The sequence below is a fragment of the Gallaecimonas pentaromativorans genome (genome assembly GCF_003751625.1).
In the GTDB taxonomy this organism is placed as follows: Bacteria; Pseudomonadota; Gammaproteobacteria; order Enterobacterales; family Gallaecimonadaceae; genus Gallaecimonas; species Gallaecimonas pentaromativorans.
In genome coordinates this window covers 106,011-131,447 of the sequence record NZ_RJUL01000009.1, presented here as the reverse complement: position 1 = coordinate 131,447, position 25,437 = coordinate 106,011, and the positions used below count along the sequence as shown (strand labels likewise).

Here is a 25,437-nt window from a genome sequence, read left to right as displayed (position 1 = left end):
TGCGTTAAGGTACCTGGCGTAATAAAGCAGCCGGCCTTTGGCCGGCTTTTTAGCGTTTGGCGTGGCGCTCAAAATTCTCGCGCTTTTGTTCGTCGTTTTTTCGAAGCAGCACATAGAGCGCGCCGGTGGAGCCGTGATGGCGCTGGGCGCTGTGATAGGCCAGCACTTCCGGCATTTCTTTTAGCCATTTGGCGCAGTAACTTTTCAGCAGCGCCGGCACCGGCTGGGCGTGCTCGCCGCGGCCGTGGAGCACCAAGAGGGTGCGAAGGCCAATGCGATGGCTGGTGCGGATAAAATCGAAGACCTCACTGCGGGCGGCGATAAAGCGCTTTTTGTGCAGGTCGAGCACCGACTGGATATCGTATTTACCCTGCCGCAATTGCTTGAATACCCCGTCTTGGACCCCGGCTTTCTTGTAGGAGAGCACATCGTGAGGCTCCACCAGCTCGACACTTTCCGATGACAGGTAGTTGAGATCTTCTGCCAACTCCGCCTCGGCGGCGGCGCGCCGGGCCTTGCTGTTGCTGTTGGCATCCTTGGGGGCCAGGCCAATGTGGTCGCCCCGGGATATCGGTTTGACGCCCAGCATTTCCTTTTCAAACAAACTCTTGTCATCATCGTGCATCTTTACCTCCAACTGCTGGCAATTCATGACAACCCGACTCGCCGCCATAGACAGTGCCAGAGGACTGGCCATTTTCGGCATCCTGCTTATCAATATCCAGTCCTTTGGCCAACTGGATGAGTTTCGTTACCACCGGCTGGCCGAGCCAGGCTTGGTGAGCCAGGTGGTGTGGTGGTTCAACATGTTGCTGGCCGACGGCAAGTTTATCAGCCTGCTGTCCTTGCTGTTTGGCATGGGCCTGGTGTGGCTGCAAAAGGCCGGTAACAGCTATCAATACCGGCGGCTGCGTTACCTGGCGCTGTTTGGCGCCGTGCACGGCTTTTTGATTTGGGACGGCGATATCTTGCTGATGTACGCCCTGACCGCCATGGTGGTTTTGCCTTTTGTGATGGGCAGGCCGCGCTTCCAATTACTGATAGCAGGCGTGCTGATCATTCTCGCCACCCTGGTATTTGTGGCCCTGGTGCTGCTCACCACCCAGGGCGGCGAGCCGGACACCACGCCGCTTGCCATCTACAACCAGGGCAGTTACCTCAGCCAGTGCTTCTATCGGCTGTCGAGCTTTGGCTACACCATCGCCTCCTGGCCGGTGTTTATCCTCCCTATGGTCAGCGGCCTGATGCTGGCAGGCGCGGCCATTGCCCAGCGGCCCGCCTGGTTTATGGTGCTCAAGCGCTACTGGTATGGCTGGCTGCTGCTGGGATTGGTGCCGTCTTGGTTGCTGCTGTGGCAGCTTCCGGACAGCGGCTTTGGCTGGCTGCTGATGTTCTCACCCTTCCAGGCGCTGGGTTATCTGGGGCTGATGCTGCGTATCGGTGAACACTGGCGGTTGCTGCAACGGGCTGGGCGCCTGGCTCTAAGCCATTACCTGCTGCAAAGCCTAGTGATGACCGGCTTCTTCTATGGTTTTGGCCTTTATGGGCAGTTTTCGAGGCTGACGCTTTTGGCCATCGCCCTTGGCTATATCGCGCTGGCGCTGGCGCTCACCCCGCTTTACCTGCGTTATTTCAGCCAGGGGCCCATGGAATGGCTGTGGCGCCGCCTGGCGCACCGCGACGCTACACCAGGCTGAGATTGGGCTCTTTTAAGGTCTTTTGCAGCTTGCGAAGCTGAGTTAACAGCTCGGCGACCGGCAGCGGTGCACCCTTGGGGTGGCGCCAGATAAGGGCGTGTAGATCGTTAGGGTGCCAGCGCGACAAATACTGGCCGTCTTCTGGGAAGATGGCCAGTTGGCCAACCCCCAGCACCGCCGCTCTGTGTACCCAGGCCGAGTCTATTCCCAAGAGGCTCTTGGCCCTGGCCAGGACTTGCCAACCACCAAGGTCTGCGCCGCCATCGAGATAAAAAAGCCGTGGCGATTGCAGGTCACTCAAAGCCTCGGGCCTTGGGTGCAGCAGCACCAACGCCATGCGCGGCAGGCCATTCAATAGCGCCCGAAACTGCTCGACCAACGGCATGAAGACCTGGCCGTCGTCGTCTAGCAGGTTGATGGCCACAATTTCCCGCTCACCAATACGTGCCAGCAAATCCTGCTCCTTGGGCGCCAGCGGCGGCAGCCACTGGTGGTGAGAGCTTAACTGCAAGGTGGCCAGGGCCTGGGTAAAGCGTTCGCTGACATGTTGCTGATGGTTAAAGGGCAGGCGCTGGGCCTTAAAGGGGGAACTGCCAGCCAGCAGCAGGCGGTGGGCGCTTGGCAATAAAAACGGCAGGGTTTGGCGCCAGGGGGTCATCGGCGGCAGGCTCAGATCCCAGATGCTGTCCCAAACCTGACGGCGCAGTTGCCAAAGCAACCTTGGCCAACTGCCGGGATGGTAGGCCACCAGCGGCGGGGCCAGCCAGGGGAGCTGATGAAAGAGCGCGGCGTGCTGCGCTTTGCACAAAACCTGGACCAGGCAAGTCTGGCTGAGGCTTTTGAGCATCGGCAACGCCCAGGGCAGGGTGGCGTCGTCTTCCTGATCCAACAAGCAAAGTATGCGCCTGGCCATGGCGGTCCCTCACAAATGTTTCTATATTGTTTCATTTTGCTTGATGAAGGGTTTTCGTTTTGTTTATATTCAGCAGCGTGCAGCAGACGTGCAGCATTAGCCCAACCCTTGCAGTACTACCATAACAGGGCTGAAGCAGATCGAAAAATCATCAGTGGGAGTATCAAGCTCCCCATGCCTGCCCGGCGCTCAAGGCCATGATTTCAGTACAGCCAGAGCAGGGTAGGACGGACGAGGGGTAGACCGGATGCCGTCATCATGACGATGACACCACCAAGGCCTGCCAAGGCCCTGGCGGAACGACTACTTCACCCATGGGTGGTAGCGCCGGTTGCCAGTACCGGCGGTGTTGTTAACAAATGTTGTTAATGGCACAAACCATACTGACATCATGACTTTGCCCCGCCTTGTGCGGGGCCTTTTCTTTTGGCTGTTAACCACTTGGGTGAAAATGCAGCAGGCTATAGCCGGGCCCATGGCTTTTGCTTGAATGCCCTTGGCAGATCGCTATAATGCACGCCGTTGTATCGGAAAGTAGCTCAGCTTGGTAGAGCACTACGTTCGGGACGTAGGGGTCGCAGGTTCAAATCCTGTCTTTCCGACCAAAGCATTCAATGAATTTGCAGTGCCCCTCGGGCAGGCAACGGAAAGTAGCTCAGCTTGGTAGAGCACTACGTTCGGGACGTAGGGGTCGCAGGTTCAAATCCTGTCTTTCCGACCAATAATAAGGCAGCCTGAGGGCTGCCTTTGTTTTTTCAGGGACCAGACGCATGTGGCTGACCGAAGCGCAGTTTGAACGCCTGTATCCCGATGCCATTCGGGGCTACTTTGATGCCGGCCAGCAAGGCCAGCTGGAGGGGCTTGACGGTGTCAGCCTCCACTACCGATTGTTCCTGCCCGAGGGCGCCAGCACCCTGCTGGTGCTGAGCTCCGGGCGCACCGAGAGTGTCATCAAATACCAAGAACTTATCTTCGAGCTGGGCCAAAAGGGCATTGCTGTAGCGGCCCTCGACCACCGGGGCCAGGGGCTGTCCGGGCGCCTCACCGGCGATAGCGAGCTGGGCTTCGTGGAAGATTTCGACCACTACGGCGCCGATCTCGACCATTTCGTGCAAAAAGTGGTGGTGCCTTTGGGTTATGCGCGGCATTGGCTGCTGGCCCATTCCATGGGCGGCTGCATCAGTGCTCTCTACCTTGAGCGCTACCCCCATCCTTTTGAAAAAGTGGTGATGACCTCACCGATGTTTGCCATCAACACCGCGCCTTTTCCGCTGTGGGTGGCCAGAGGCATGGCCCGCTGGCAAAGCCTGCAAGATGAAAAGCGCGGCCAGCCCCGCTATGTGCCCACCGCCGGGCCTTATCAGCGCCGTCCCTTTGAAAACAACGAGCTGAGCCATTCAACCCTGCGCTTTGAACGTAACCTCGATTGGCTCGACGAGCTGCCCGGTGCGCGTCTTGGCGGCCCCTCGGCTCAGTGGCTCAACGCCGCCTTTTTGGCCATGGAAAAGGCCATCGCCAATGCGGTGAACATCAAGGTGCCGGTGCTGGTGATTGCGGCGGGGGACGATAAGGTGGTGAGCCTGGCTGGGCAGCGAGCCTTTGTGGACGCCTTGCCCGATGGCCGGTTGGATATTGTGGCCGGCGGCTGGCACGAACTGCTGCTGGAAAGCGACGATTACCGGCTACTGACCCTGGCAACCCTCTGGTCTTTTTTTAACGACTAAGCCTCTTTTCTTACCATCACCAGGGCATGCATCTGGCGGCCCTGGACCGCCGGCAGCGGCTGGATGTCGGCCTGGTAACCTTCTAGGCGGGCAAAACTTGCCAAGTCTTCAAATATCGCCTGGCGCAGCGCCGGGCGAAACAACCAGCGCAGCAGCCGTGACGGCCAGTCCTTGGCCGCTTCTTCCTGAGTCATCGACAGCATTCTTAAACTGCCAATGGGAATGTCCGGCATTTCGTCTGTTTGCAGCGGCTGGTAGCTTGAGGTGTTGATGAGGTGGTAGTCCTTGATGGCCAGCACCATGGCCGGCAGGCGCCGCTCTGTACCTTTTAGCAGCAACTGCTGGGCCTCTTCCAGGCCAAGGCCAAGGGCCAGCAATTGGCGCTGGCCGCGGATGGGCTCAAAGGCCTCGCCGCTGTTAAGGTCCGCTTCAAACCATTGGCGCCCCTCGCCTTGGGGGGCGGTAGGGCCAACGCAAATTGCCTCAAAGCCCAATAGCACCTCTGGTAGCAGATACCCCCATTCCACCAGCACGCCGGGCACCGGTTGCAGCAGCGGGCGCACCGCATCGGTGAGGTTATTAAGGCGCGGCAATTCCCCGGCCAGGTGGCGGTTTAGGCGGGTCAGCCAGGGCAGCTCGTCCAAAAAGGGGGCGGTTCGTACCTGGCCCTGGTGGATCAGGGGGTGGCGGGCCTCTTGCTGCATCAGGTGATACAGCACCGGGTACTCGTCCTTCCAGGCGGTTGGCGCCGTGGCCCAGAGGGTGCGGTATTCGGTCAGTAAACGCAGCCTTTCGCTCATTGCAGCCTTTGCACGCTGGCGCCTTGGGCTTTAAGGAGCCCCAGCAGATTGTCTTGGCAGATGATGTGGCCAAGGCCCACCACCACCAGGCTGTTGCGCTGCTGGGCAATGCTCAGCAGCTTGGGTACCCACTCGATATTGCGGGCCTTCAAGGTGCTGTCATGCATAAAACGGTTGGCGGCGTTGTCGCCCTGGCTCAGGGGGCACAGTTCGTTGAGCTCTTTAAGCTTGCCGTGTTCCCAGGCGCTCAGCATGGGGCTTAAGGTGGTATCGAGGCTGTCCATCTCTTTGGCGCTGTCACTGACCATGTCATTGGCATAAGCGTCGCTGGCGGCCAGGGCCTTGAATTGGCGCTCGGCGGTTTCCAGCCCCTTGATGGGCCAATGGCGCTGGCGGGCGAGGGCGGCCACCTGGTTATCGATACCCAAAGACGGATCGTAATGGCTGTGGGCAAGGGCGGCCTGCATCAGGGTCATCAAGGCAAACCAGGGCCGGGTGCGGTCAAGCTGGGCCATGGGCAGGCCGTAATCGTCTGCCATATCGCTAACCTGACGGTACGCCTCGGCCGAGAGATGGTCACTGAGCTTACCCTCGGTGAGGATGCCGTAATGGACCAAGGCGCTTTGTATGGCTTTGGGGCTGAGCTCATCAGGAGAGAGCTCCTGCACCAGGGTGGTGACCTTGGGCAGGGTAGCGAGCATTTTTTCAAGCTGCTGGCTGTTATCGGCCTTGCCGACATGAATAGAGCCCAGTAGCCAGAACCGGCCGCTGGGGGTATCAACTTGCCAAAGTGCCGGTGCCGCCTGGCTGGCAGCAGGGAAAATGACAAGTAGGATCAGGAAGATAGTTCGTCTCAGCATGGGCTGATAGTAGCCCAACACCTGTGCGGCGTCACCGACTTTCATCTGCGGTTCAGCGCTACTGGTGGCGCTTTGGCGCGGCCCTGAGAGGAGGCATTAAAAAGCCCGCTGGCGCGGGCTTTTTCGGCTCAGTGGTGGTGGCCACCGGCGCCGTGAACGTGGCCGTGGGCCAGTTCTTCTTCTTCAGCGTCACGCAGCTCGACGATTTCTACCGCAAAGTGCAGGAACTGACCGGCCAGGGGATGGTTGCCATCGACGGTGACGGTTTCGTCGGTGACGTCACGCACCACCACGGTACGCGGGCCGGCGTCGGTCTGGGCGGTAAAGCGCATGCCGGCTTCGATATCGTCAACACCTTGGAAGGCGCTGCGAGGCACTTCCTGCACCAGCTCCTGGTGGTAAGGGCCGTAACCGTCTTCAGGGGCAACGGTCACTTCCAGTTTGGCGCCAGGGGCTTGGCCGTCGAGCTGGCTTTCAAGGCCGGGGATCAGGTTGCCGTGACCATGCAGGTATACCAGCGGCTCGCCGCCGGAGGAGGTATCCAGAACGGTGCCGGCGTCGTCTTTAAGGGTGTAGTGGATGGTCACTACCTTGTCTTTGCTGATGGTCATGATGACCCCTATTGGTTTGGTGCGAAGTAAGCCGCTGAGCCTAGCACAGGCCGGGGGCCGGTCACAAACCACAGGGCTGTCGCGCTGTTGTCATAGTTAACTGTTAAAAAGCCGTGTCAGCCTTTTCAAAAAGCGATCTTTTTAGCAAAACAAGCTTGCTATCAGCACCTTATTGAGGGGGTGCTCTGTTAATAAAAGGTTTCATTGTGATAATGGCTGCGCACGGAACAACACAATAAACAGGACAACAAACATGCTTAAGAAATCTTCACTCGTGGTGGCCATGGCGCTTTGCAGCCATGGCGCCATGGCTGATCTGCTGATCACCGAATACGTGGAAGGCAGCAGCTATAACAAAGCCCTGGAGATCACCAACACCGGTGACAGCGTCGAGAACCTCGACGGCACCGACGTGGCGGTTTACTTCAACGGCGCCAGCACCACCACTACTCACATCGCGCTGTCCGGCACCCTGGCCGCCGGTGCCAGCCTGGTGCTGGCCCATACCAGCGCCGATGACAGCATCCAGGCTGACATCCGCTCCGGCTCGGTCAACTTCAACGGCGACGACGCCGTGGCCCTGGAGCGTGACGGCCAGGTGCTGGACCTTATCGGCATCATCGGTGTCGACCCGGGTTCTGAATACACCCAGGACGGCAAGTCCACCAAGGACATGACCCTGCGCCGCATTCCCGGCAGCAGCCCCAGCACCACCTTTGACTTTGACCAGTGGCAAGCCTTTGCCAAAGACAGCTTTGCGGGCCTCGGTTGCAGCGGCCTGAGCGATTGCACCGGCGACGGCGACGACGACGGCACGCCTCCCGATGCCTGGGTTTGCCCCAGCGATTACCAAACCATTCCCAGCATCCAGGGCAGTGGCTTTAGCTCGCCGCTGGTGCCTGACGGCAGCTACTACAGCACCGACAAAGTGGTCACCCAAGGCCGGGTAACCCAGGTGATGCGCGGCCTGCTTAAAGGTTTCTTCCTGCAAGACGGCGCCGGTGACGGCGACCCGGCCACCTCTGACGGTATCTTCGTTTACACCGGCTCGGCGCCTGACAGTAGCATTCAGCCGGGCCAGGCCGTTTGCGTGGAAGGCCTGGTGCAGGAGTACTACGGCTTTACCGAAATCGTTATGGACCACATGGCCCAGAGCCCGCTGGATTTGGCCCAGGTTGAGCCCGTTGATTTGGTGATTGACCCTAAAGACATCCCCGGCTCCCTGGAGCGGGTAGAAGGCATGAAGGTGCGTCTGACGGCAAGCAGCGACATGCAGGTCACCCGCCCCTTCAGCTACGACTACGATTCTTCTCGCAACAACATGGTGCTGGCCTACGGCGGCCCGCTCTATACCCCGACTCAGCTCTATCCGGCGCTGAGCGACGACGCTGTGGCCCTGGCCAAGAGCAACGCCGAGCGCACCCTTTATATCGACACCGACAGCAAGCCGGCCGATGGCGTGGTGCCTTACTTCCCAGGGCTGGACGCCGAGCAGGGCTATATCCGCGTGGGTGACCGGGTTGAGAACCTGACCGGGGTTGTGGCCTATTCCTACAGCAACTACCGCCTGGTAGCCGGCACTGATGCCAGCCTCAGCGCCGCCGACTTTGTGCACCTGCAAGACCGTACTGCGGCCCCTGTGGTGGCCGAAACCGGTTCGCTGCGGGTGGCGAGCTTTAACGTGCTCAACTTCTTCAACGAAGCGGTGGGCGGCGATGCCAACCCGCTGGGGGTGAACCGCGGCGCCGAAACCGCCGATGCCTTTGCCCTGCAGCGCACCAAGATCGTGAGCGCCCTGACCGCCATCGACGCCGATGTGCTGGGCCTTATCGAGGTGGAAAACAACGGCTTTGGCGAAAACTCGGCCATCCGTAACCTGGTTGATGCCCTTAACGCCGAGCTGCCAAGCGACAAGCAATACGCTTTTGTCAGCCCCGACGCGGGCGGCAGCATCGGCTCTGACGCTATCACCTCGGCCATTTTGTACCGCCCGGCCAAGGTAGCGGCGCAAGGGGCTCTGGATATCCTGGAGATGCCCAACCAGATCACCGTCACCGACGGGGTTGAAGACATCCACCACGGTGGCCGCCCCAGCCTGCTGCAAACCTTCAAGCGGGTAAATGCCAAAGGCAAGGCGGTGGGCAAGGCCTTCCGCGTCGCCATCAACCACCTGCGCTCCAAAGGCTCAAGCTGCGCCGAGGATGAAGAAGGTAAAGTGGTAGACGGGCAGGGCAGCTGCAACGAGCTTCGCAATACCGAAGTGTCGCGCCTGGCTGACCATATCCTCGCCACCAAGACCCCGACTCTGCTGTTGGGTGACTTCAACGCCTACGGCAGTGAAGATCCGTTACTGGTGCTGACCGAGATCCCGGCCCTTGACCGTGAGCTGAAAACCGCCCACGACACCTACCTGGGCGACACCACCGAAGCGCCCCTGCTGGAAGGCCCGGCCCGTGTCATTACCCAAGGCTATGGCCTGGTGAACCTCACCGAGCCCAAGGCCTATTCCTACCAGTACGACGGCGCCATTGGCCGCCTCGACCAGGCCCTGGCTACCAAGGACTTGGCCCAAAAAGTGGTGGCGGTTGCCGATTGGAACATCAACTCCGCCGAGAGCAACCTCTTTACCTACGAAACCCAGTACACCGGTAGCCTGGTGAAATCCGAAGGGCCGTTCAGTTCTTCCGACCACGATCCGGTGGTGGTTGAGCTTGACTGGGGCGCCCAAGAGCACAGCGGCCCGGCCCTTTGCGAGCACAAAGTTGTTAACCGCTGGACCGGCGGCTTCCAGGGCGCTATCCGTATCACCAACACCTCCGATAAGCCCATCAAGGGCTGGGACGTGAACTGGGGTTACACCGACGGCAGCCATGTGGGTGGTGCCTGGGGCGCCGCGCTCACAGGCGAAGGCCCCTACAACGCCAAAAACCTGAGCTGGAACAGCACCATCGCGCCTAACCAAACCGTGGAAGTGGGCTTTACCGCCCAAGGCGATGGCCATGCTACCGCCGTAACCGGTGATATCTGCCAAGCCGCGGACGACCAAGACGATGGCGACGACACCCAGCCCCTGCCGAGCGCCCAGTGCGAATACCAACTGGATAACAGCTGGCCGGGCGGCTTCCAGGGCAAGGTGCGCATTACCAACACGTCAGCGGCGCCGATCTTCGGCTGGCAAGTGGCTTGGTCCTTCCTTGACGGCAGCACCATCAGCCACAGCTGGAGTGCCGACGTCAAAGGCGACGGTCCCTACACCGGCAGCGACTTGAGCTGGAACCACAGCATCGAGCCGGGCCAGAGCGTGGAGTTTGGCTTTATCGGCAAAGGCGCTGGCAAGGCTTCTGCCATCAGCGGCGATCTCTGCAAATAAGCCCAAAAGGCAAAACAAAAAAGGAGGCGAAAGCCTCCTTTTTTATTGTCCCACCGATGAGCGTTCAGGGCTGGTCTTTATCGGGCAGCTCGCCCTTTTTGGGGTGACGGCGGAAAAAGCTGCGATCTAATCGTTCGTGGGGAAAGGCCGACAGCACCTTGTCTTTTATGAGCGGCGGGAAGTTGGCCGAGAACGACAGTTGCAACCCCAGGCGGGTTTTATAGGCAAACACCGAGCCTTTGATATTGGTTTTATTGGCAATACGCTGGCAGGCCGCCAGGAAGTCGGGGGGCACGCTGCCCTTGGTGACTCTCACCTTGCCTTTTTTAAACTGCAGGCTGAACACGCAAAACAGCTGTTTGACCAGCAGATACCCCACCAGCATCAGTAGGGAAAAGACAATCAGCGCTTCGCTATTGATGGAAAATCGGGATAGATCCATGGGCAGACTCGTCAATTTTTTGTCGCTTTTCTTTTTATAGCTCAGGGCGCGGCTTTGGTATGCTGCGTTTTTTTAAAATACCCAAGTCATCACCATGTTAGAGACCGAACGACTTATTCTGCGCCGCTTCACCCTGGACGATGTGCCCGCCTTTTTGGCCATGAACACCGACCCGCACATTCTGCGCTTTACCGGTGGCGACAAGGCCATTACCAATCTTGCCGAGGCCGAGCAGGCCATGCGCGCCGCGCCCCTGGCGGACTATGAAAAATACGGTTACGGCCGCCTGGCAGTAGAGCACAAGGCCAGTGGCGAGGTGATTGGCTTTTGCGGCATCAAATACTTGCCGGAGTTTTCGCTGCCGGAGATTGGCTATCGCATCCTGCCCGCTTACTGGGGCCAGGGGCTTATCAGCGAAGCGGCCAAGGTGGTGCTGGCCCACGGCCACAACGAGCTGGGCCTTGACCATATCCTGGCCCTTATCCACCCCGACAACATCGGCTCTATTCGGGTCGCCGAGAAAATCGGCATGCGCCGTGGCGAGCAGGCCGAATATTTTGGCATGCCGGTGTGGCTCTACGCCTCGGTGCGCGGCTGATGGGATTGCTGTGGCTTATCACGGTACTGTGGGCCTTTTCGTTTTCGCTCATTGGCGTGTATCTCGCCGGGCAAGTGGATGCCTACATCGCGGTGGCCTCGAGAATGGCGCTGGCGCTCCTTATCTTTCTGCCGTTCTGGCGGCCGTTGCCTTGGCGCCAGGCGCTGACGCTGATGGCCACCGGCGCGGTGGAAATCGGCATCATGTATCTCTTTTTATATAAGAGCTATCAGTACCTGAGCGTTGCCGAGCTGCTGCTGTTCACCATTTTCACGCCGCTTTATGTGAGCCTTTTTGCCGACCTTTTTGCCAGGCGCTGGCCTCGCCAGTTCTGGGCGCCGGCTTTGCTGGCGGTGGCCGGTGCGGCGGTTATTCGCTGGACCGATTTGAGCGAGCAGTACTGGCACGGCTTTGCCCTTATTCAGGCCGCCAACGCCTGCTTTGCCTTTGGCCAGGTCTGGTATCGCCACCAAAGCCAGCGCTCGGCGCTCACTCACCGCGCCCGTTTTGCCTGGTTTTTCCTTGGCGCCCTGGTGGTGACCCTGGCGGCGATGCTGGCACTGGCCGATTGGCAAAAATGGCCGGCAACGCACCTGCAGCAGGGCGTATTGCTGTGGCTGGGCGTGGTGGCGTCGGGGCTTGGGTATCTGGGCTGGAGTTATGGTTCAACCCGGGTCAGTGCCCAGCAACTGGCGGTGATGAACAACATGCTGATCCCGGCCGGTATTTTGGTGAACGTCTTTATCTGGAATGGCCAGGCCGACTGGCCAAGGCTTGCCCTTGGCAGCGCCTGCATGGTGGCGGCGCTGTGGCTTTGCCGCCGGAGTCAGTCTTCTTGAGGGTACTGGGCCTTGGCCCAGTACTTTTTCAACAGCCACATCCCTTCTTCCCCGGCCAGCTCCTCGGCAATGATGAGGTCAAAGCCGGTGAGTTCGCGAAACCGCTTCATGCGCTGGCCGAGCATGCCCAGCACGCCCCGGTATTCTTTGCCGGTGGGGCTGCGGTAATAGCTGGCTTCAAAGAGATCTTCTGCTTGTGGGTTAGGGCTTTGGGTGCGCAGCGCCAGGATAAGCACGTTGCGCTGCTCGGTCAGCAGCCCCACCGCCAGGCGGGTATTGATGGTGTCGAGCAGTATCTCGGGGGTTTTGAGGCGAAAGCCAATATAGGGCAGCTCCATGCGCTCAAAGCCGCTGCCTATAGCCAATTGGTCAATTCTTTGTATATCCTGCCAGCGCAGACTCCAGCCGCCACGTCGGTGGTGCAGGCTAAGGCTGTTGTGGTTCAGTGACAGGCTGACTTTGGGCTCGGTGAGTTTTCCTATCCCCAAGATCAGCAATACCGGCATGGCCAGCAGTAATACCATGCCAGGACCAAACCAGCCGAAGGCGAGCAGTGTCGGGCCAAGGATAAGAAGCAGTAATCCCAGCAGGGTGAGGGTAAGGCCGTTGCGATAGCGGTGGCTGGACAATTCCCGAGCGTGCATAAAGGCTTAACTGAGCTAGAGTCTGTTCATCATAACGCAGACTTCCCATGGAGGGATCAATGAAACCTTGCTTGCTGTTGGCGGCCGTTTTGAGCCTGCCAGCTTTTGCCCAGGACAACCCCTATATCGACAATTCCGACCCAACCCTCGGCCAAAGCGACGGGTTGGCCTTTACCCTGTTCGGTGGTTACACCCAGGGCGGTGACAACTTCATCACCATCAATTACACCGACGATACCCGCGAACATTTTCGCATGGGTAACCGCTTTCACATCGGGGTAGGTGCCCTGTGGGAAGGGGAGAACTTCGGTACCGCCCTTAACCTCGGTTACCACTTCAACTTCGCCGACGGCACCAATGGCAAAGTGGACTTTGAGCGCTATACCGTCGAGCTGCTGCCGTATTACCGCTACGGGCGCCATAAATTCTCGGTGGGCGCCGCCTGGCACCTGGGGGTGCGGGGTAAATTGGACGTGACCGAGACCGTGGACAACGGCGACGGCACCACCAGCGAAGAAAACACCCATGTGCGAGTGGATTTTGACGACGCGGTCGGCGCCATCATCCAGTATGACTACCAAATCACCCACCACAACTGGGTGAGCCTGCGCTACGAGTGGATAGACTACGACGTGGACAAGGTGAACGGTGTTGACCTTGGCACCGGCCTTTCCGGCGACGGTGACCACTTCGGTATTTACTACCGGGTGGTGTTCTAAGGCGAGCCTCAGGCCATCATTTTTGTAACACTGTCTTTATGCTCTGCGCCGCCTTTTAGGCGGCGCAGTTCTTTATAATGGCCAAAAACAGGTTAAGCCAAGGATAGAGATGTTAAAGACGCTGCTTACCAAACGCTGGCTGCTACTGTGTGCGCTGCTGGCGTTTGTCTCCGGCTGTGCGGTGGTGGCCAAGCTCACCCTCAACGACCGCTACGGTAAACCCGAAGTGCGCCAGCGGGTGGCACCGCCAATCTCACAAGAAGCCGATTTTTACCTGACCGAAGTCAAGCCCATTTTGGAAGAGCGCTGCGTGGTGTGCCACGCCTGCTATGACGCCCCCTGCCAGCTCAAGCTCTCTTCTCCAGAAGGCATTGACCGGGGCGCCAGTAAAGAGAAGGTCTACCAGGGCACCCGCCTTATCGCCGCCAACGTCAGCCGGCTCTTTATTGATGCCAAAGACACCCAGCAGTGGCGCCAGAAGGGCTTTTACCCGGTGCTGAACGAACGGGACCAAACTTCCCTTGCCAACACCCAGGCCAGCGTGCTGGCCCGGATGCTGCTGCTAAAGCAGAGCCATCCGCTGCCTGACCAAAAGATCCTCGATGACAGCTTTGACTTGAGCCTGGATAGGGCCCAGGTGTGCCCCACCATCGAGGAAATGCCCGACTTTGAGCAGAACAAGCCGCAGTGGGGCATGCCTTATGCCATGCCGGGCCTGACCCCAGCCGAGCACCAGACCCTGATGACCTGGGTTAAAGACGGGGCCGAGATGGCGCCGCTGCCTACCCTTAACGAAGACACCGAAGAAAGGGTGGCCCGCTGGGAGCGCTTTTTAAATGGCACCAGCCTCAAAGAGCGGCTGGTGAACCGCTATATCTACGAGCATCTGTTTGTTTCGCACCTGTACTTTACCGAGCAAAGCCATGCCGGCCAGGCGCCGCGCTTTTTTGACCTGGTGCGCTCCACTACCCCACCGGGCCAGCCGGTGGATATCATCGCCACCCGCCGCCCCTTTGATGACCCCGGCGTCAAAGCCGTCTATTACCGGCTGGTGCCGGTACGTTCCACCATCGTTGATAAAACCCATATGCCTTATGCCCTTAGCCCCAAGGTGATGGCCCGCTGGCAAGCGCTTTTTTATCAGCCTGATTACCAGGTCAGCCGCTGGCCGGGCTATGAGCCGGAAGTGGCGGCCAACCCTCTTAATGCCTTTGAGCAGCTGCCGGTGGGCGCCCGTTATCGCTTTATGCTCGATAACGTTGAAAACACCATCATGGGCTTTATCAAGGGCCCGGTGTGCCGCGGCCAGGTGGCGCTGGACGTGATTAACGACCGCTTCTGGGTGCTGTTTGTGGACCCGTCCATGGCTGACGCCCCGGATGTCAGTGCTTTTTATCACAGCCAACTGGCCAATCTGCGGATGCCGGCCGAAAAGCAAAGCACCACTATCGCCTCCAATTGGCTAGGTTATGCCAAGCGCCAAGGGGATTACGTGCGGGCCCGCATCGATTTTATGAACCATGCCTTCAAGGATGGCCGCCACCTGAATCTGCAAAGCATTTGGGACGGCGGCGGTACCAATCCCAACGCCACCTTGACCATCCTGCGCCACTTTGACAGTGCCACTGTGGTCAAAGGCCTGGTGGGCCGGCCGCCCAAGACCACCTGGGTGATTGATTACGCGCTTTTAGAGCGTATCCATTACTTGCTGGTGGCGGGTTTTGATGTCTATGGCAACTACGGGCACCAACTGCTGACCCGCCTTTACATGGATTTTTTGCGGATGGAAGGCGAGTCCAACTTCTTGGCGCTATTGCCTCCGGTGAGCCGTCACCGCGCATTTAAAGCGTGGTACCGAGGCGCCGGTGAAGACTTGACCCGCTTTTTAGAAGGAGACATCAACCCTTTTAATCAGCCGAGCGGTATCACTTATATTACCGATCGCCCTAAAGAGGAGCTGTATGCCATGCTCGAAAAGCGTGAAGCGCCGGTGCAATCGCCCCGCTACCGCATCGTTTCGGCCAAGCTCAAAGACAGCTCCAAAGCGCTGCTGCGTCAACTCGATGGCCTCAAAGGTCCCTATGTACACATCTTCCCTGAGCTGACCTTCATCATGGTTGAGCCGGAAGACGGCAGCGACAGCGAGCTCTTTACCTTGGTGCGCAACAGCGCCCACACCAACATATCGAGCCTGTTTGATGAAAAGGAAAACCGTGATTACATCAACGACGATGTCACCCTGGTGCACGGCATTCTGGGCAGTTATCCCGGCGCGTTTTGGCATGTAAAAGAAGCTGATTTGCCGGCCCTGGTGGCCCTGGCCGAAGCGGTAGACGACCAGGCCAGCTACCGGGCGCTGCTCGATGGCTTTGGGGTGCGGCGTACCGACCCTGGCTTTTGGGCGTTCAGCGACAAGCTAAACCGCCTCAATATCGAGCGCCATCCCATCGAAAAGGGGCTGCTGGACTACAACCGACTGGAAAATCGCTAATAAAAAAGCCCGCTTCAAGCGGGCTTTTTTGTCCTTGGCGCCTTAGGAGTGGCTTTTGAGGAAGTCTTCGTCCAGGGCCAGGTCGTTATTAAGGTTGACGGTCACGCCACGGTTTTTCACGTTTTTAGCGATAGCCTGGGCTTCTGCCAGGGAGTGCATGGCCGCAGTGCCGCACTGGTAGAGGTTGAGCTCGGGGATCTTGGATTGGTCTTCAACCTGCTCCACATCACCCATGGCTGCCAGCCAGGCGTCAGCCACTTGTTGCTCGCTGGGGCTGCCAATCAGGCTCATGTAAAAACCAGTACGGCAACCCATGGGGGAGATGTCGATGATCTCCACGTTGTCGCCGTTGAGGTGGTCACGCATAAAGCCGGCAAAGAGGTGCTCCAGGGTATGAATACCCTTTTCGGAGAGGATCTCTTGGTTGGGCAGGCAAAAGCGCAGATCAAAGACGGTGATGGTATCGCCACCGGGGGTTTTCATGGTTTTGGCCACCCGCACTGCCGGGGCTTTCATGCGGGTATGGTCGACGGTAAAGCTGTCGAGAAGAGGCATGGTGATGGTCCTATGTCAGGGGCTGTGAGGGCCATGTTAGCAGAACCGGCTTGGCTTGCGACACGGCCCTGGCGCTATCAGTGCTGGTGGCCACCCACGCCGTGGGCATGGCCGTGGGCCACTTCGTCGTCGCTGGCGTCGCGGATATCGAGAATTTCAATATCAAAGGTCAGGGTTTTACCGGCCAGGGGATGGTTGAGATCCACATCGGCCATAAAGCGGCCAGCCTTGACTACCAGCACCTGGCGCTGGCCCTGGTCGGTGTTGACCACCGCCACCATGCCGGGGGCCCATTTTTTGGCGCCTTGCAGGTGCTTGATGGGTACCCGCTGGGTCAGGCCATCACGGCGCTCGCCGTAGGCATCTTCCGGGGCCAGGGTCACGGTAAAGGTATCGCCCTTGGCTTTACCTTCCATGGCCTTTTCGAGGCCCGGGATCATATTGTCATGGCCGTGCAGGTAAGCCAGCGGCTCCTGGCCGTTGCTGTTCTCCAGCTCTTTGCCGGTCTCGTCTTTAAGCTGGTAGTGGAACTGCACTACCTTGTCGTCGGTGATTTGCATGGAAATATCCTTCGCCTGAAAGGCCGCCATAATAGCCGAGCTACAAAGTAGGGGGTAGCCTTGCGCGGGTTTTGCAGAGGCGAAGGGGGTTATAAGCCGAGCGCTGCTCGGCCCCCCGAAGCGGCTGCAGCCATGCGTAGGCCTGGCAGTCCGTATGAGGGAGGGCGAAAACAAAAAGCCCCGCGTTAGCGAGGCTTATTGTTTGATGGCGTCCCCACCAGGGCGCAGGGGGTACAAGCCGAGCGCTGCTCGGCCCCCCGAAGCGGCTGCAGCCATGCGTAGGCCTGGCAGTCCGTATGAGAGAGGGCGAAAACAAAAAGCCCCGCGTTAGCGAGGCTTGATGTTTGATGGCGTCCCCACCAGGGCGAAGGGGATACAAGCCGAGCGCTGCTCGGCCCCCCGCAGCGGCCGCAGCCATGCGTAGGCCTGGCAGTCCGTATGAGGGAGGGCGAAAACAAAAAGCCCCGCGTTAGCGAGGCTTGATGTTTGATGGCGTCCCCACCAGGGCGAAGGGGGTACAAGCCGAGCGCTGCTCGGCCCCCCCCANNGAGGGCGAAAACAAAAAGCCCCGCGTTAGCGAGGCTTGATGTTTGATGGCGTCCCCACCAGGGCGAAGGGGGTACAAGCCGAGCGCTGCTCGGCCCCCCCCGAAGCGGCCGCAGCCATGCGTAGGCCTGGCAGTCCGTATGAGGGAAGGCGAAAACAAAAAGCCCCGCGTTAGCGAGGCTTGATGTTTGATGGCGTCCCCACCAGGGCGAAGGGGGTACAAGCCGAGCGCTGCTCGGCCCCCCGCAGCGGCCGCAGCCATGCGTAGGCCTGGCAGTCCGTATGAGGGAGGGCGAAAACAAAAAGCCCCGCGTTAGCGAGGCTTATTGTTTGATGGCGTCCCCACCAGGGCGAAGGGGGTACAGGCCGAGCGCTGCTCGGCCCCCCGAAACGGCTGCAGCCATGCATAGGCCTGGCAGTCCGTATGAGGGAAGGCGAAAACAAAAAGCCCCGCGTTAGCGAGGCTTGATGTTTGATAGCGTCCCCACCAGGGCGAAGGGGATACAAGCCGAGCGCTGCTCGGCCCCCCGCAGCGGCCGCAGCCATGCGTAGGCCTGGCAGTCCGTATGAGGGAGGGCGAAAACAAAAAGCCCCGCGTTAGCGAGGCTTATTGTTTGATGGCGTCCCCACCAGGACTCGAACCTGGATCGCCCGCTTAGGAGGCGGGTGCTCTATCCTGTTGAGCTATGGGGACCCAAAAGGCCAGTCGATTATACCCAGATAGCCGGCGATGAAAAGGCGCCGGCTTTTATCTGCCCAAATCCTGCTCAATCAGGGGTTTTTACAACAAAATCACCGGCCTGCAGCGTGCTTGGAGTTTCTTTACTGGCCAGTAGGGTCTGGGTGGCCGACTGCCAGGCCACGCTGAGTTTTTGGCTGGATGGCACCAGCACCTGGCGCCGTTCGCCCTGGCTGGTGGTCAGGGTTCGTTTTTGCAGCACCGTGAAGTGGTCATCACTGTGGATGCCGCCTTGGCTGCCGGTATCAATCAGCACCCCCTCGTCGCTCACCGCCAAAACCGGCCACTGGCTAGTCTGGCAGGGCAGGGCGCTTTCCACGTCCAGCGCCCATTGCTGGAGCTGGCGCTGCAAGTGCTGGCCAAAGGGACTTAACCAAAAACTGGGCTCTTGGGTGTCAAGAAGGGTGCCGGTGGGCAGCACGCCGCTGGCAATGTAGCGGCGTTCAAACAGGCGTTTGCCGGAGAAGCTGTCGATAAGCCAGGTGTCTACGGCCATGGAAAGCTGATGGTGGTCGTCCTGCCAGGGCAGGTACCAGGGCGAGCTTTGCAGCTTGTCGGTGATGCGCAATAGCCTTCCCCCCACCAGATAACGGGCGCCTTGCTCCTCGGCAACTTGTTGCAGATCGTCGGTATTGCGGCCCTGGCTTTGGTCCAAGGTGGCGCCTATGCCTTGCACCGGCATCAGGGCGCCGTGGCGCTCGCGCAGCAACCTTGCCATCTCGGCGGCAATGCCTTGCCCCGGATCGCCTATCAGACCGGTAATGGCCTGGTCAGGGCTGGCCCAGCTGAGCCGGTGCAGGCTAACCGGCTGGGTGCCCTGGCATTGGTATTGGCCGTTGTCGTCCAGCTCTACCAGTAAGGTCAGGGCCAACTGGCCGTCTTGTTCTTTCTCGCGGTATTGCTGGATTTGCCGTACCGGATCGTCGCCCTCGGCCCCTGGGCGCACGCCGGCATAAAAGCGGGCTTGAGCCAGGGCGTCGTCTGTCGCCTGGGCTTTGGGGTCGTCGCTACTCAAGCTGGCATAGCCTGTCACCTGGTACCAGGCGGCCTCGGCGGGCAGTGTCAGCAAGGCGAAAAGCAGTATCGGCAGCTTCATGGGTGTCAAATTCCGGTGAACCTGGCAAGGTTTGTGCAAAAGCCGTTCCAAAAAGAAGGGTAAAGAATAGGGCTTACCTGCCGATACGCCAAACACTGGTCTTGAGGAATACAGCCATGTTGAGATCTGGCCTGTTGGCCTTGGTATTTTTCAGCGTGCTGGCGGGAGCTAAAACGCCGGCATCAGAGCAAGTGGCCCACGCGCCTCTTGATACCTTTGTCGGGCAGCTGACCGACAAGCTGGTGCAAAACGCCCGTTATGTGGATTACAAAACCCCCATGGTGGTGGCGACCCTGGTGGACAGTCACGCCCTTAGCAAAGGCACGGCGCTCGGCCAGGCCATGGCTGAGAGTTTTACCAGCCACCTGCACCAGGCGGGCTACACCCTGGTGGATTTGAAAAGCCAAGGTGCGGTGAACATCACCCAGAGCGGCGACTTTATCTTTAGCCGCGATGCCGACAAACTCCGGGCCAAACTGCCGGTGGATTTTGTGTTGGCCGGCACTTATGAGACCTCCCCTGAAGGGGTAAACGTCAATGTGCGAATTATCGGCATCAAGTCCAAACTGGTGGTGGCCAGCGCCGAAGGCTTTTTGCCGGCCAAGGCCCTGGGGGCCGACAGCGAATTGCAGCGCGCCGTGACCAGCCGTGACGGCTACCTTGAGCGCCGCGCCGCGCCTATTCAGGAGATGCAATGATGCGTATCACCAGCCTGTTACTGCTCAGCCTGCTACTGAGCGCCTGCGCCAGTGTGCACGGCCGTGACGCTGTAGTGCTCAAGGGCGTGGGTATCGCCATTATCAGCGAGCAGCCCGGCAGCACCGCTCATGAGCGGGAGCGCCAGGCCATGCAGGCATCCAAGCTGCAAGCCTACCAAGAGCTTGCCGAGCAGCTTTATGGCGTCAAGCTCTCCAGCTTTGCCGATCTCAAGCAAGGTAAGCTGGTGGAAGATTACAGCCAAGTGCGGGTGCAAGGGGTGGTGAAAGGCGCTGAGGTGCTGCGAAGCTACCAGCTTGACGGGCGTTATGTCACCGAGCTTCGGCTCGACACCGCCCGCCTTGCCCGCCTTGATGGGCAGGGCAGCGAGATACTCGCCACCACCATCGCCACTGGCCCCAAAGGGCCCAGACCAAGGGTTATCCGCGGTTATTGAAAAAGCCCGCTTCGGCGGGCTTTTTTAGGCCTGGATATCGCCCAGCAGGCGGGTGCGGGAATGGGTCACACCCTTGTTGTTGTAGGTGCGGTTGGAGCGGCCGAGGGCGCGTAGCAATAGCTCGCTTTGCTCAGTCTGGCGCTGCTGGAGCGACTCGATAATGCGGCCGTTAACGGCGTTGGCGTCGCTGCACTGGCGGGCCAGCCCTTTGAGGGCGCGCAGCGGAGTCAGCCAGTTGGGCTGGTCGCGGTCGGGGTGGCTGGCAATGCGCTGGTCGATATGTTGCAGGCGCATGGCCAGTTCTGCCTTATCGTCCGATACCCGAGCCAGAGTGTGGTGGTCCCGGCCCATCAGCAGGGATTTTTCTTCGGCCAACAGGGCGATCATGGCCTTGAGCTGTTTGTCCTGAAAAAGCAAAAGCGCATCCAGAGTCTCCTCGGGATGCGCTTGACCAGTTGCGTGGGTCATGGCGGTTGCCTTAATTTCCGAAGAGGGTGTCCTCGAAATCAAGCAATTTGTCTGCCAATTTGTCAGGGTCGACTTTGTACTGGCCCGCCGCAATGGCTTTTTTCAGGCTGTCCACTTTGTCCTTATCGAAGGGGGCTTCCGAGCTCATGTTCTTTTGCATCTTGTCCAGGCCTGCAGCCTGGGGAGTAATGGATACCGCGTCCTGAGCCAGTTTGGCTGTGGTTTGCGGCGCCGTGGTTTGCTGGCTCTGTGCCTGCTGGGCCTTGGTTTGCCCTTCTGCCTGCTTAAGCCGGGCAGATTGAATGTCGGCCGTCTGGCCCTGGTTGACCTTGTTGATTGCCATGGGTACCTCGCAACTGTCAATTTATTGACAACCCTACCTGTAAAACAGGGTCATCGCACCTTTATCGGCTAAAAGGCGGTTCACTTTAGCACGATTTTTAATAACTGACGCTGACTTGCCCCTGGGCGTCAACCCGGGCTTCAACCACCCTTCCAGAGCTCAGGTTACGGACCCTGATGGTATCGCCCAAAGTGCCGTCAGACAGCGCGGTGCCCATAGCCGTAATGCTAAGCGCCCCGGCGCCGGCACGCAGGGTGACTTTGTCGCCCCGGCACACAAGACACAGGTTATCGGCGGTGATGGGGGCGCCGGCCTGCACGCCGCGTTTCAGTTTGGCGCCGGTAATGACGCTTTTATCGGTAAAAATGCGGCCCTGCAGGCGATTTTGCGACTGCCATTCCTGGGCAAGGTCGCTGTCGTCCAGCACCAGGCCTGCCGGCAGGGCGCGGCTGGCCACCAGCATGGGCACCGTTATGGTGGTGTTGACCGACAGGTAGAATTGCCAGTGGGGATTTTCACAAAATAGTTTGACGGTGATGTTGGCATCCATACTTTGGTTGCCGGGCAGGCTGGCTTGAACGTCGGGGCAGTAAGGAAGGCGCAGGCGGCTGTCGGGATCGCTGGCTTCTATGGTGATGCGGCCATGGGCCGGCACCTTTACTGCCTCTTTTACTGCCGCTTGCGCTACGCTTTTTAGCTGATCCAGGGGCATTAGCCGGGGAGCAGTGTCGGCGCTGGCTGCCGATACCGAGACCAGGGTAAAGAAAGCCCCCAATAAGCCGATAAGGGCTTGGGATAAGGCGTGTTTCTTGGGTTTAGTCAATTTCACGTCAATAATCAGTCACATGATGCTGTGATAAGATGACAGGCAAGGACTGTGCCCATCTGCACAACAACGACAAGAGGTAAGGTATGGCGGGTATTCTCGATACGGTCAACCAACGAACCCAGATGGTGGGACAAAACCGCCTGGAACTGCTGATGTTCCGGCTGGGGGCAAAACAGCGTTTCGGTATCAACGTCTTCAAAGTGCGTGAAGTACTGCAATGCCCACCCTTGACAGCCTTGCCCAAGCGCAAATCCAGCATTCGCGGCGTGGCCCATATCCGTGGCCAAACGCTTTCCGTTATCGACCTTCGCCAGGCCATGGGCGGCCGGCCCACTGAAGATGTGACCAACTGCTTTATTATCATCACCGAGTACAACCGCTCGGTGCAGGGCTTTTTGGTGCACTCGGTGGACCGTATCGTTAACTGCAACTGGGAAGACATCCAGCCGCCGCCGAAAGGGGCCGGCCGTGCCAGCTACTTGACCGCCGTCACCGAGGTGGATGGCGAGATGGTCGAGATGTTGGACGTGGAAAAAATCCTTGATGAGATAAGCCCCACAAACGCTGTGGCCAGTGCCGATGCCTACCAGGGTACCGAGTCGCTGAAAAAAGACCGGGTACTGCTGATCGCCGATGACTCTTCGGTGGCTAGGGCGCAAATCAAAAGGGCGTTGGAGCCGTTGGGCATTCCTCTTGAGCTGGTTAAAGATGGCCGTCAGGGCCTGGATTATTTGCGGGATATGGCAGAACAGTGCCAGAAATCCATCACCGAGCAAGTGTGCTTGCTGATCTCCGATGTGGAAATGCCGGAGATGGACGGCTATACACTGACAGCAGAGATCCGAGCTAATCCTAAGCTTAAGGATTTGCAGGTAATTTTGCATACTTCCCTGTCTGGGGTATTCAACCAGGCCATGGTCCAGAAAGTGGGCGCCAACAAATTTATTGCCAAGTTCGATCCTGATGAGCTGGCCAATGCCGTTAAAGAAAGCCTGATGATTGAGGCGGGTTAGAGTGGATAAAGCGCTAAGCGAGCAGGATTACGGAACCTTTCGCCGATATCTCGAGACACAGTGCGGTATCGTGCTGGGAGATAACAAACAATATTTGGTTAAAAGCCGGTTGACGCCCCTGCTGGGACGTTATCGGCAGGGCAGCCTTGGAGAAATCATCCAAACCGTTATGTCAGGGCGTGACCGCGAACTGCAAGCGGCGGTAATTGATGCCATGACCACCAACGAAACCCTGTGGTTTCGCGACGGTTACCCCTTTGAACTGCTGACCGACAAACTCTTCCCCGAGCTGGGTAAGGGCGGCAAGACCGTCAAGATTTGGTCTGCCGCCTGTTCTTCAGGGCAAGAGCCTTATTCCATTGCTATCAAGTCGTTAGAGCATCAGGTGCGTAAGCCCGGCACCTTGCCGGGAGGCGTGCAAATTCTTGCCACCGATATCTCCCAGGCCATGCTCAGCCAGTGCCAGGTGGGAGAATATGACAGTCTGGCTCTGGGCCGAGGCATGAGTGATGAGCGCAAACGCCTGTATTTTGACGAAACCAGCGACGGTACTTGGAAAGTCAAAGCCAACGTCAAAAGGCTGGTGACTTTCCGGCATTTCAACCTGCTGTCGAGCTATGCCCTGCTGGGTAAATTTGACTTGGTGTTTTGCCGTAACGTGCTGATTTACTTCTCCCAGGAAAATAAACTTAAGATCCTCTCCGGTATCGCCAAGACCTTGAATCCCGGGGGCTACCTGTTCCTGGGGGCATCTGAGTCCATGCCTACCGCTGCCACCGAGTTCGAGATGGTGCGCTGCAACCCCGGTATTATTTACCGCCGCAAAGACAATATCTAACCTTCCTTGGCACGCTTCTTGCCTTCGTTATAAGCACTTAACGGAGGCAAGTTCATGGCAATCAGCTTCGATAACGCATTTGGTATTCACCCGGCAGCGATAAAAGTCCGCTCTGAGCGGGCAGAATTGCTGTCGAGCAACCTTGCCAATGCCGATACCCCTGGTTACAAGGCCCGGGATATCGACTTCAAGGCGGCCCTAGCCAATGCCGTATCCGGCCAGCAGCAGGGCATGTCATTGGAACGCACCAGCGACAAACACCTGGCGGCAAGTCTTGGCCTTGACCCGGCAGTGGGTTACCGCAACCCCAACCAGCCAGACACCGGCGACGGCAACACCGTTGATGCCCAGGTGGAACGCAGCCTCTTTATGCAAAACGCGCTGGAGTACCAAACTTCGGTGCAATTCCTTGGCGGCAAGATCAAAGGACTGATGTCCGCGATTAAAGGGGAGTAATGATGAGCCTTTATAGGATCTTCGATATCGCTGGCAGCGCCATGAGCGCCCAATCCGTTCGCCTCAATACCACGGCATCGAACCTGGCTAACGCCGATTCGATATCCAGTTCCGTCAACACCACCTACAAGTCGCGCCAGCCGGTCTTTGCCGCGGCCTTGGACGATGCCCAGGCCGATCAGCAAGGGGTTGGGGTCAAGGTACTTGGGGTGGTGGAGTCACAAAAACCGCTGGTCAAGGAATACAACCCTGACCATCCCATGGCAGACAAGGACGGCTTTATCTATAAGCCCAACGTCAACGTGGTGGAAGAAATGACCAACATGATCTCGGCGTCCCGTAGCTACCAAACCAACGTCCAGGTGGCCGACACCGCCAAGCAGATGCTGATGCGCACCCTGCAGCTCGGGCAGTAAGGGGAGTAACTCATGAGTAATGTGATCAACAACAACAACGTCGATCCGCTGGCTAACTCCCGCTGGAATACCGACGACACAGCCAGTTCCACCACTAACAATAACGGCAGTCTTAACCAAACGGATTTCCTGTCGCTGCTGACCAAACAGCTGGCCTATCAGGACCCGTTCAAGCCGGTGGACAACGATCAGATGATCTCCCAGATGGCATCTTTTGCCACGGTAAACGGCATCAACAGCATGTCTGATCAGGTCGGCAGCCTTAACGAGGTAATGACCTCCAGCCAGGCACTGCAGGCCTCCACGCTGGTGGGCCAAAAGGTGCTGGTGCCTACCGACACCGGTTACCTGCCATCGGGCGGCACCATGAGCGGCATGCTCACCTCCAGCGATCCGATGCAGGACGTGGTGGTACGTGTCGAAGACGAAAACGGCCAGCTGATTAAAACCATCAACATGGGCGATTTGCCAGCGGGCAACAGCCGTATTGAGTGGGATGGCACCAATAATGCAGGTACCCCGGCAGCAGCCGGTAACTACACCCTTAAGGCGCAGGCGCTGGTGGGCAACACCCGTACCGACTTGAGTGTGGCGGCGTACGCCAACGTTGAATCTGTCACCTTAGGATCGGCGTCCTCCGGTGGCGTAGTACTTAACCTGAAGGGCCTCGGGGGCATCAAATTGAGTGATGTCCTGGAAGTGGCCAAAACCTGATTT

27 protein-coding genes and 3 tRNA genes are annotated in these 25,437 nt (G+C 58.7%); 16 read left to right on the top strand and 14 right to left on the bottom strand.

The window, feature by feature from the left end:
* Positions 1–49: 49 nt before the first annotated feature.
* Positions 50–625 (bottom strand): DNA endonuclease SmrA, encoded by a 576-nt coding sequence (gene smrA / locus EDC28_RS16175; RefSeq protein WP_123422329.1) that lies wholly within the window; start codon positions 623–625, stop codon positions 50–52.
* Positions 626–650: 25 nt separating this feature from the next.
* Between smrA and EDC28_RS16170 the strand changes: the two genes are divergently transcribed.
* Complete coding sequence (locus EDC28_RS16170; protein ID WP_170164152.1) at positions 651–1,697, top strand: DUF418 domain-containing protein; 1,047 nt, start codon at positions 651–653, stop codon at positions 1,695–1,697.
* Here EDC28_RS16170 and EDC28_RS16165 read toward each other — a convergent pair.
* On the bottom strand, positions 1,684–2,610 hold the full coding sequence (locus tag EDC28_RS16165; protein ID WP_123422301.1) for a glycosyltransferase family 9 protein: 927 nt from the start codon (positions 2,608–2,610) through the stop codon (positions 1,684–1,686). The two genes, EDC28_RS16170 and EDC28_RS16165, sit on opposite strands and share 14 nt — an antisense overlap.
* A gap of 528 nt (positions 2,611–3,138) precedes the next feature.
* Here EDC28_RS16165 and EDC28_RS16160 point away from each other — a divergent pair.
* The 3 genes from EDC28_RS16160 (at position 3,139) to EDC28_RS16150 (ending at position 4,334) form a co-directional block, all read left to right on the top strand.
* Positions 3,139–3,215 (top strand) — tRNA-Pro (locus EDC28_RS16160).
* 39 nt (positions 3,216–3,254) lie between these two features.
* A tRNA-Pro gene (locus tag EDC28_RS16155) sits at positions 3,255–3,331 on the top strand.
* Between the two features lie 49 nt (positions 3,332–3,380).
* Positions 3,381–4,334, top strand: coding sequence for an alpha/beta fold hydrolase (locus EDC28_RS16150; RefSeq protein WP_050660595.1), 954 nt, complete (start codon positions 3,381–3,383; stop codon positions 4,332–4,334).
* On the opposite strand, the gene EDC28_RS16145 is transcribed toward EDC28_RS16150, so the two are convergent.
* The 3 genes from EDC28_RS16145 to slyD all read right to left on the bottom strand — a co-directional run bounded on the left by EDC28_RS16145 (position 4,331) and on the right by slyD (position 6,605).
* Positions 4,331–5,134, bottom strand: a complete 804-nt coding sequence (locus tag EDC28_RS16145) for a hypothetical protein (protein ID WP_050660594.1) — start codon at positions 5,132–5,134, stop codon at positions 4,331–4,333. The genes EDC28_RS16150 and EDC28_RS16145 overlap by 4 nt on opposite strands.
* A complete protein-coding gene (locus tag EDC28_RS16140) occupies positions 5,131–6,039 on the bottom strand; it encodes a TraB/GumN family protein (RefSeq protein WP_050660593.1) in 909 nt (302 codons plus the stop codon). Before EDC28_RS16140 ends, EDC28_RS16145 begins: the two co-directional genes overlap by 4 nt.
* A gap of 83 nt (positions 6,040–6,122) precedes the next feature.
* On the bottom strand, positions 6,123–6,605 hold the full coding sequence (gene slyD, locus EDC28_RS16135; protein ID WP_050660592.1) for a peptidylprolyl isomerase: 483 nt from the start codon (positions 6,603–6,605) through the stop codon (positions 6,123–6,125).
* A 253-nt stretch (positions 6,606–6,858) separates the two neighbouring features.
* On the opposite strand from slyD, the gene EDC28_RS16130 reads away from it, so the two are divergent.
* Positions 6,859–9,975, top strand: a complete 3,117-nt coding sequence (locus EDC28_RS16130) for an ExeM/NucH family extracellular endonuclease (protein ID WP_123422300.1) — start codon at positions 6,859–6,861, stop codon at positions 9,973–9,975.
* A gap of 64 nt (positions 9,976–10,039) precedes the next feature.
* Here EDC28_RS16130 and EDC28_RS16125 read toward each other — a convergent pair whose 3' ends face one another.
* Entirely contained in the window at positions 10,040–10,417 is a 378-nt protein-coding gene (locus tag EDC28_RS16125; protein WP_123422299.1) for a DUF3634 family protein, read from the bottom strand.
* Positions 10,418–10,511: 94 nt separating this feature from the next.
* Here EDC28_RS16125 and EDC28_RS16120 point away from each other — a divergent pair, with 94 nt between their 5' ends.
* Together EDC28_RS16120 and EDC28_RS16115 are read left to right on the top strand one after the other, a co-directional pair.
* Positions 10,512–11,015, top strand: a complete 504-nt coding sequence (locus EDC28_RS16120) for a GNAT family N-acetyltransferase (RefSeq protein WP_123422298.1) — start codon at positions 10,512–10,514, stop codon at positions 11,013–11,015.
* Positions 10,988–11,854, top strand: a complete 867-nt coding sequence (locus EDC28_RS16115) for an EamA family transporter (protein WP_232338757.1) — start codon at positions 10,988–10,990, stop codon at positions 11,852–11,854. Before EDC28_RS16120 ends, EDC28_RS16115 begins: the two co-directional genes overlap by 28 nt.
* Here the strand turns inward: EDC28_RS16115 and EDC28_RS16110 are convergent.
* Positions 11,842–12,498: a DUF2982 domain-containing protein gene (locus EDC28_RS16110; RefSeq protein WP_123422297.1), complete on the bottom strand. Its 657-nt coding sequence runs from the start codon at positions 12,496–12,498 to the stop codon at positions 11,842–11,844. The two genes, EDC28_RS16115 and EDC28_RS16110, sit on opposite strands and share 13 nt — an antisense overlap.
* 59 nt (positions 12,499–12,557) lie before the next feature.
* On the opposite strand from EDC28_RS16110, the gene EDC28_RS16105 reads away from it, so the two are divergent.
* The gene (locus EDC28_RS16105; protein WP_050660586.1) at positions 12,558–13,217 is read left to right on the top strand and encodes a hypothetical protein; all 660 of its coding nucleotides are present in this window, start codon (positions 12,558–12,560) and stop codon (positions 13,215–13,217) included.
* A gap of 109 nt (positions 13,218–13,326) precedes the next feature.
* Positions 13,327–15,708, top strand: coding sequence for a fatty acid cis/trans isomerase (locus EDC28_RS16100; protein WP_123422296.1), 2,382 nt, complete (start codon positions 13,327–13,329; stop codon positions 15,706–15,708).
* Between the two features lie 42 nt (positions 15,709–15,750).
* Here the strand turns inward: EDC28_RS16100 and luxS are convergent, their stop codons facing one another.
* From luxS to EDC28_RS16075, 4 genes are all read right to left on the bottom strand, one after another.
* Entirely contained in the window at positions 15,751–16,263 is a 513-nt protein-coding gene (gene luxS / locus EDC28_RS16095; protein ID WP_050660584.1) for an S-ribosylhomocysteine lyase, read from the bottom strand.
* A 77-nt stretch (positions 16,264–16,340) separates the two neighbouring features.
* Positions 16,341–16,823: an FKBP-type peptidyl-prolyl cis-trans isomerase gene (locus tag EDC28_RS16090; RefSeq protein WP_050660583.1), complete on the bottom strand. Its 483-nt coding sequence runs from the start codon at positions 16,821–16,823 to the stop codon at positions 16,341–16,343.
* A 1,164-nt stretch (positions 16,824–17,987) separates the two neighbouring features.
* Positions 17,988–18,063 (bottom strand) — tRNA-Arg (locus tag EDC28_RS16080).
* Positions 18,064–18,136: 73 nt separating this feature from the next.
* The gene (locus tag EDC28_RS16075) at positions 18,137–19,204 is read right to left on the bottom strand and encodes a flagella assembly protein FlgT middle domain-containing protein (protein ID WP_123422294.1); all 1,068 of its coding nucleotides are present in this window, start codon (positions 19,202–19,204) and stop codon (positions 18,137–18,139) included.
* A gap of 116 nt (positions 19,205–19,320) precedes the next feature.
* Between EDC28_RS16075 and EDC28_RS16070 the strand changes: the two genes are divergently transcribed.
* Complete coding sequence (locus EDC28_RS16070) at positions 19,321–19,902, top strand: FlgO family outer membrane protein (RefSeq protein ID WP_123422293.1); 582 nt, start codon at positions 19,321–19,323, stop codon at positions 19,900–19,902.
* Positions 19,899–20,357 (top strand): LPP20 family lipoprotein, encoded by a 459-nt coding sequence (locus EDC28_RS16065; RefSeq protein ID WP_123422292.1) that lies wholly within the window; start codon positions 19,899–19,901, stop codon positions 20,355–20,357. The genes EDC28_RS16070 and EDC28_RS16065 overlap by 4 nt, the downstream gene beginning before the upstream one ends.
* 24 nt (positions 20,358–20,381) lie before the next feature.
* Here the strand turns inward: EDC28_RS16065 and EDC28_RS16060 are convergent, their stop codons facing one another.
* From EDC28_RS16060 to flgA, 3 genes are all read right to left on the bottom strand, one after another.
* Entirely contained in the window at positions 20,382–20,825 is a 444-nt protein-coding gene (locus EDC28_RS16060; protein WP_123422291.1) for a flagella synthesis protein FlgN, read from the bottom strand.
* A gap of 10 nt (positions 20,826–20,835) precedes the next feature.
* Positions 20,836–21,168 carry a flagellar biosynthesis anti-sigma factor FlgM gene (gene flgM / locus EDC28_RS16055; protein ID WP_050660579.1) on the bottom strand — a complete coding sequence of 111 codons (333 nt, stop codon included), beginning with the start codon at positions 21,166–21,168 and terminating at the stop codon, positions 20,836–20,838.
* A 97-nt stretch (positions 21,169–21,265) separates the two neighbouring features.
* Positions 21,266–21,997 carry a flagellar basal body P-ring formation chaperone FlgA gene (gene flgA, locus EDC28_RS16050; protein ID WP_170164150.1) on the bottom strand — a complete coding sequence of 244 codons (732 nt, stop codon included), beginning with the start codon at positions 21,995–21,997 and terminating at the stop codon, positions 21,266–21,268.
* Between the two features lie 83 nt (positions 21,998–22,080).
* Here flgA and EDC28_RS16045 point away from each other — a divergent pair, with 83 nt between their 5' ends.
* Genes EDC28_RS16045 through EDC28_RS16025 form a run of 5 tightly spaced genes read left to right on the top strand, consistent with a single transcriptional unit; the run spans position 22,081 to position 25,434 of the window.
* Positions 22,081–23,010 (top strand): chemotaxis protein CheV, encoded by a 930-nt coding sequence (locus tag EDC28_RS16045; protein WP_050660577.1) that lies wholly within the window; start codon positions 22,081–22,083, stop codon positions 23,008–23,010.
* A gap of 1 nt (position 23,011) precedes the next feature.
* Positions 23,012–23,848, top strand: coding sequence for a CheR family methyltransferase (locus EDC28_RS16040; protein ID WP_050660576.1), 837 nt, complete (start codon positions 23,012–23,014; stop codon positions 23,846–23,848).
* Positions 23,849–23,902: 54 nt separating this feature from the next.
* Complete coding sequence (gene flgB, locus EDC28_RS16035) at positions 23,903–24,304, top strand: flagellar basal body rod protein FlgB (protein ID WP_050660575.1); 402 nt, start codon at positions 23,903–23,905, stop codon at positions 24,302–24,304.
* Between the two features lie 2 nt (positions 24,305–24,306).
* On the top strand, positions 24,307–24,720 hold the full coding sequence (gene flgC / locus EDC28_RS16030; protein WP_123422289.1) for a flagellar basal body rod protein FlgC: 414 nt from the start codon (positions 24,307–24,309) through the stop codon (positions 24,718–24,720).
* Between the two features lie 12 nt (positions 24,721–24,732).
* Positions 24,733–25,434, top strand: coding sequence for a flagellar hook assembly protein FlgD (locus tag EDC28_RS16025; protein ID WP_050660573.1), 702 nt, complete (start codon positions 24,733–24,735; stop codon positions 25,432–25,434).
* Positions 25,435–25,437 lie beyond the last annotated feature (3 nt).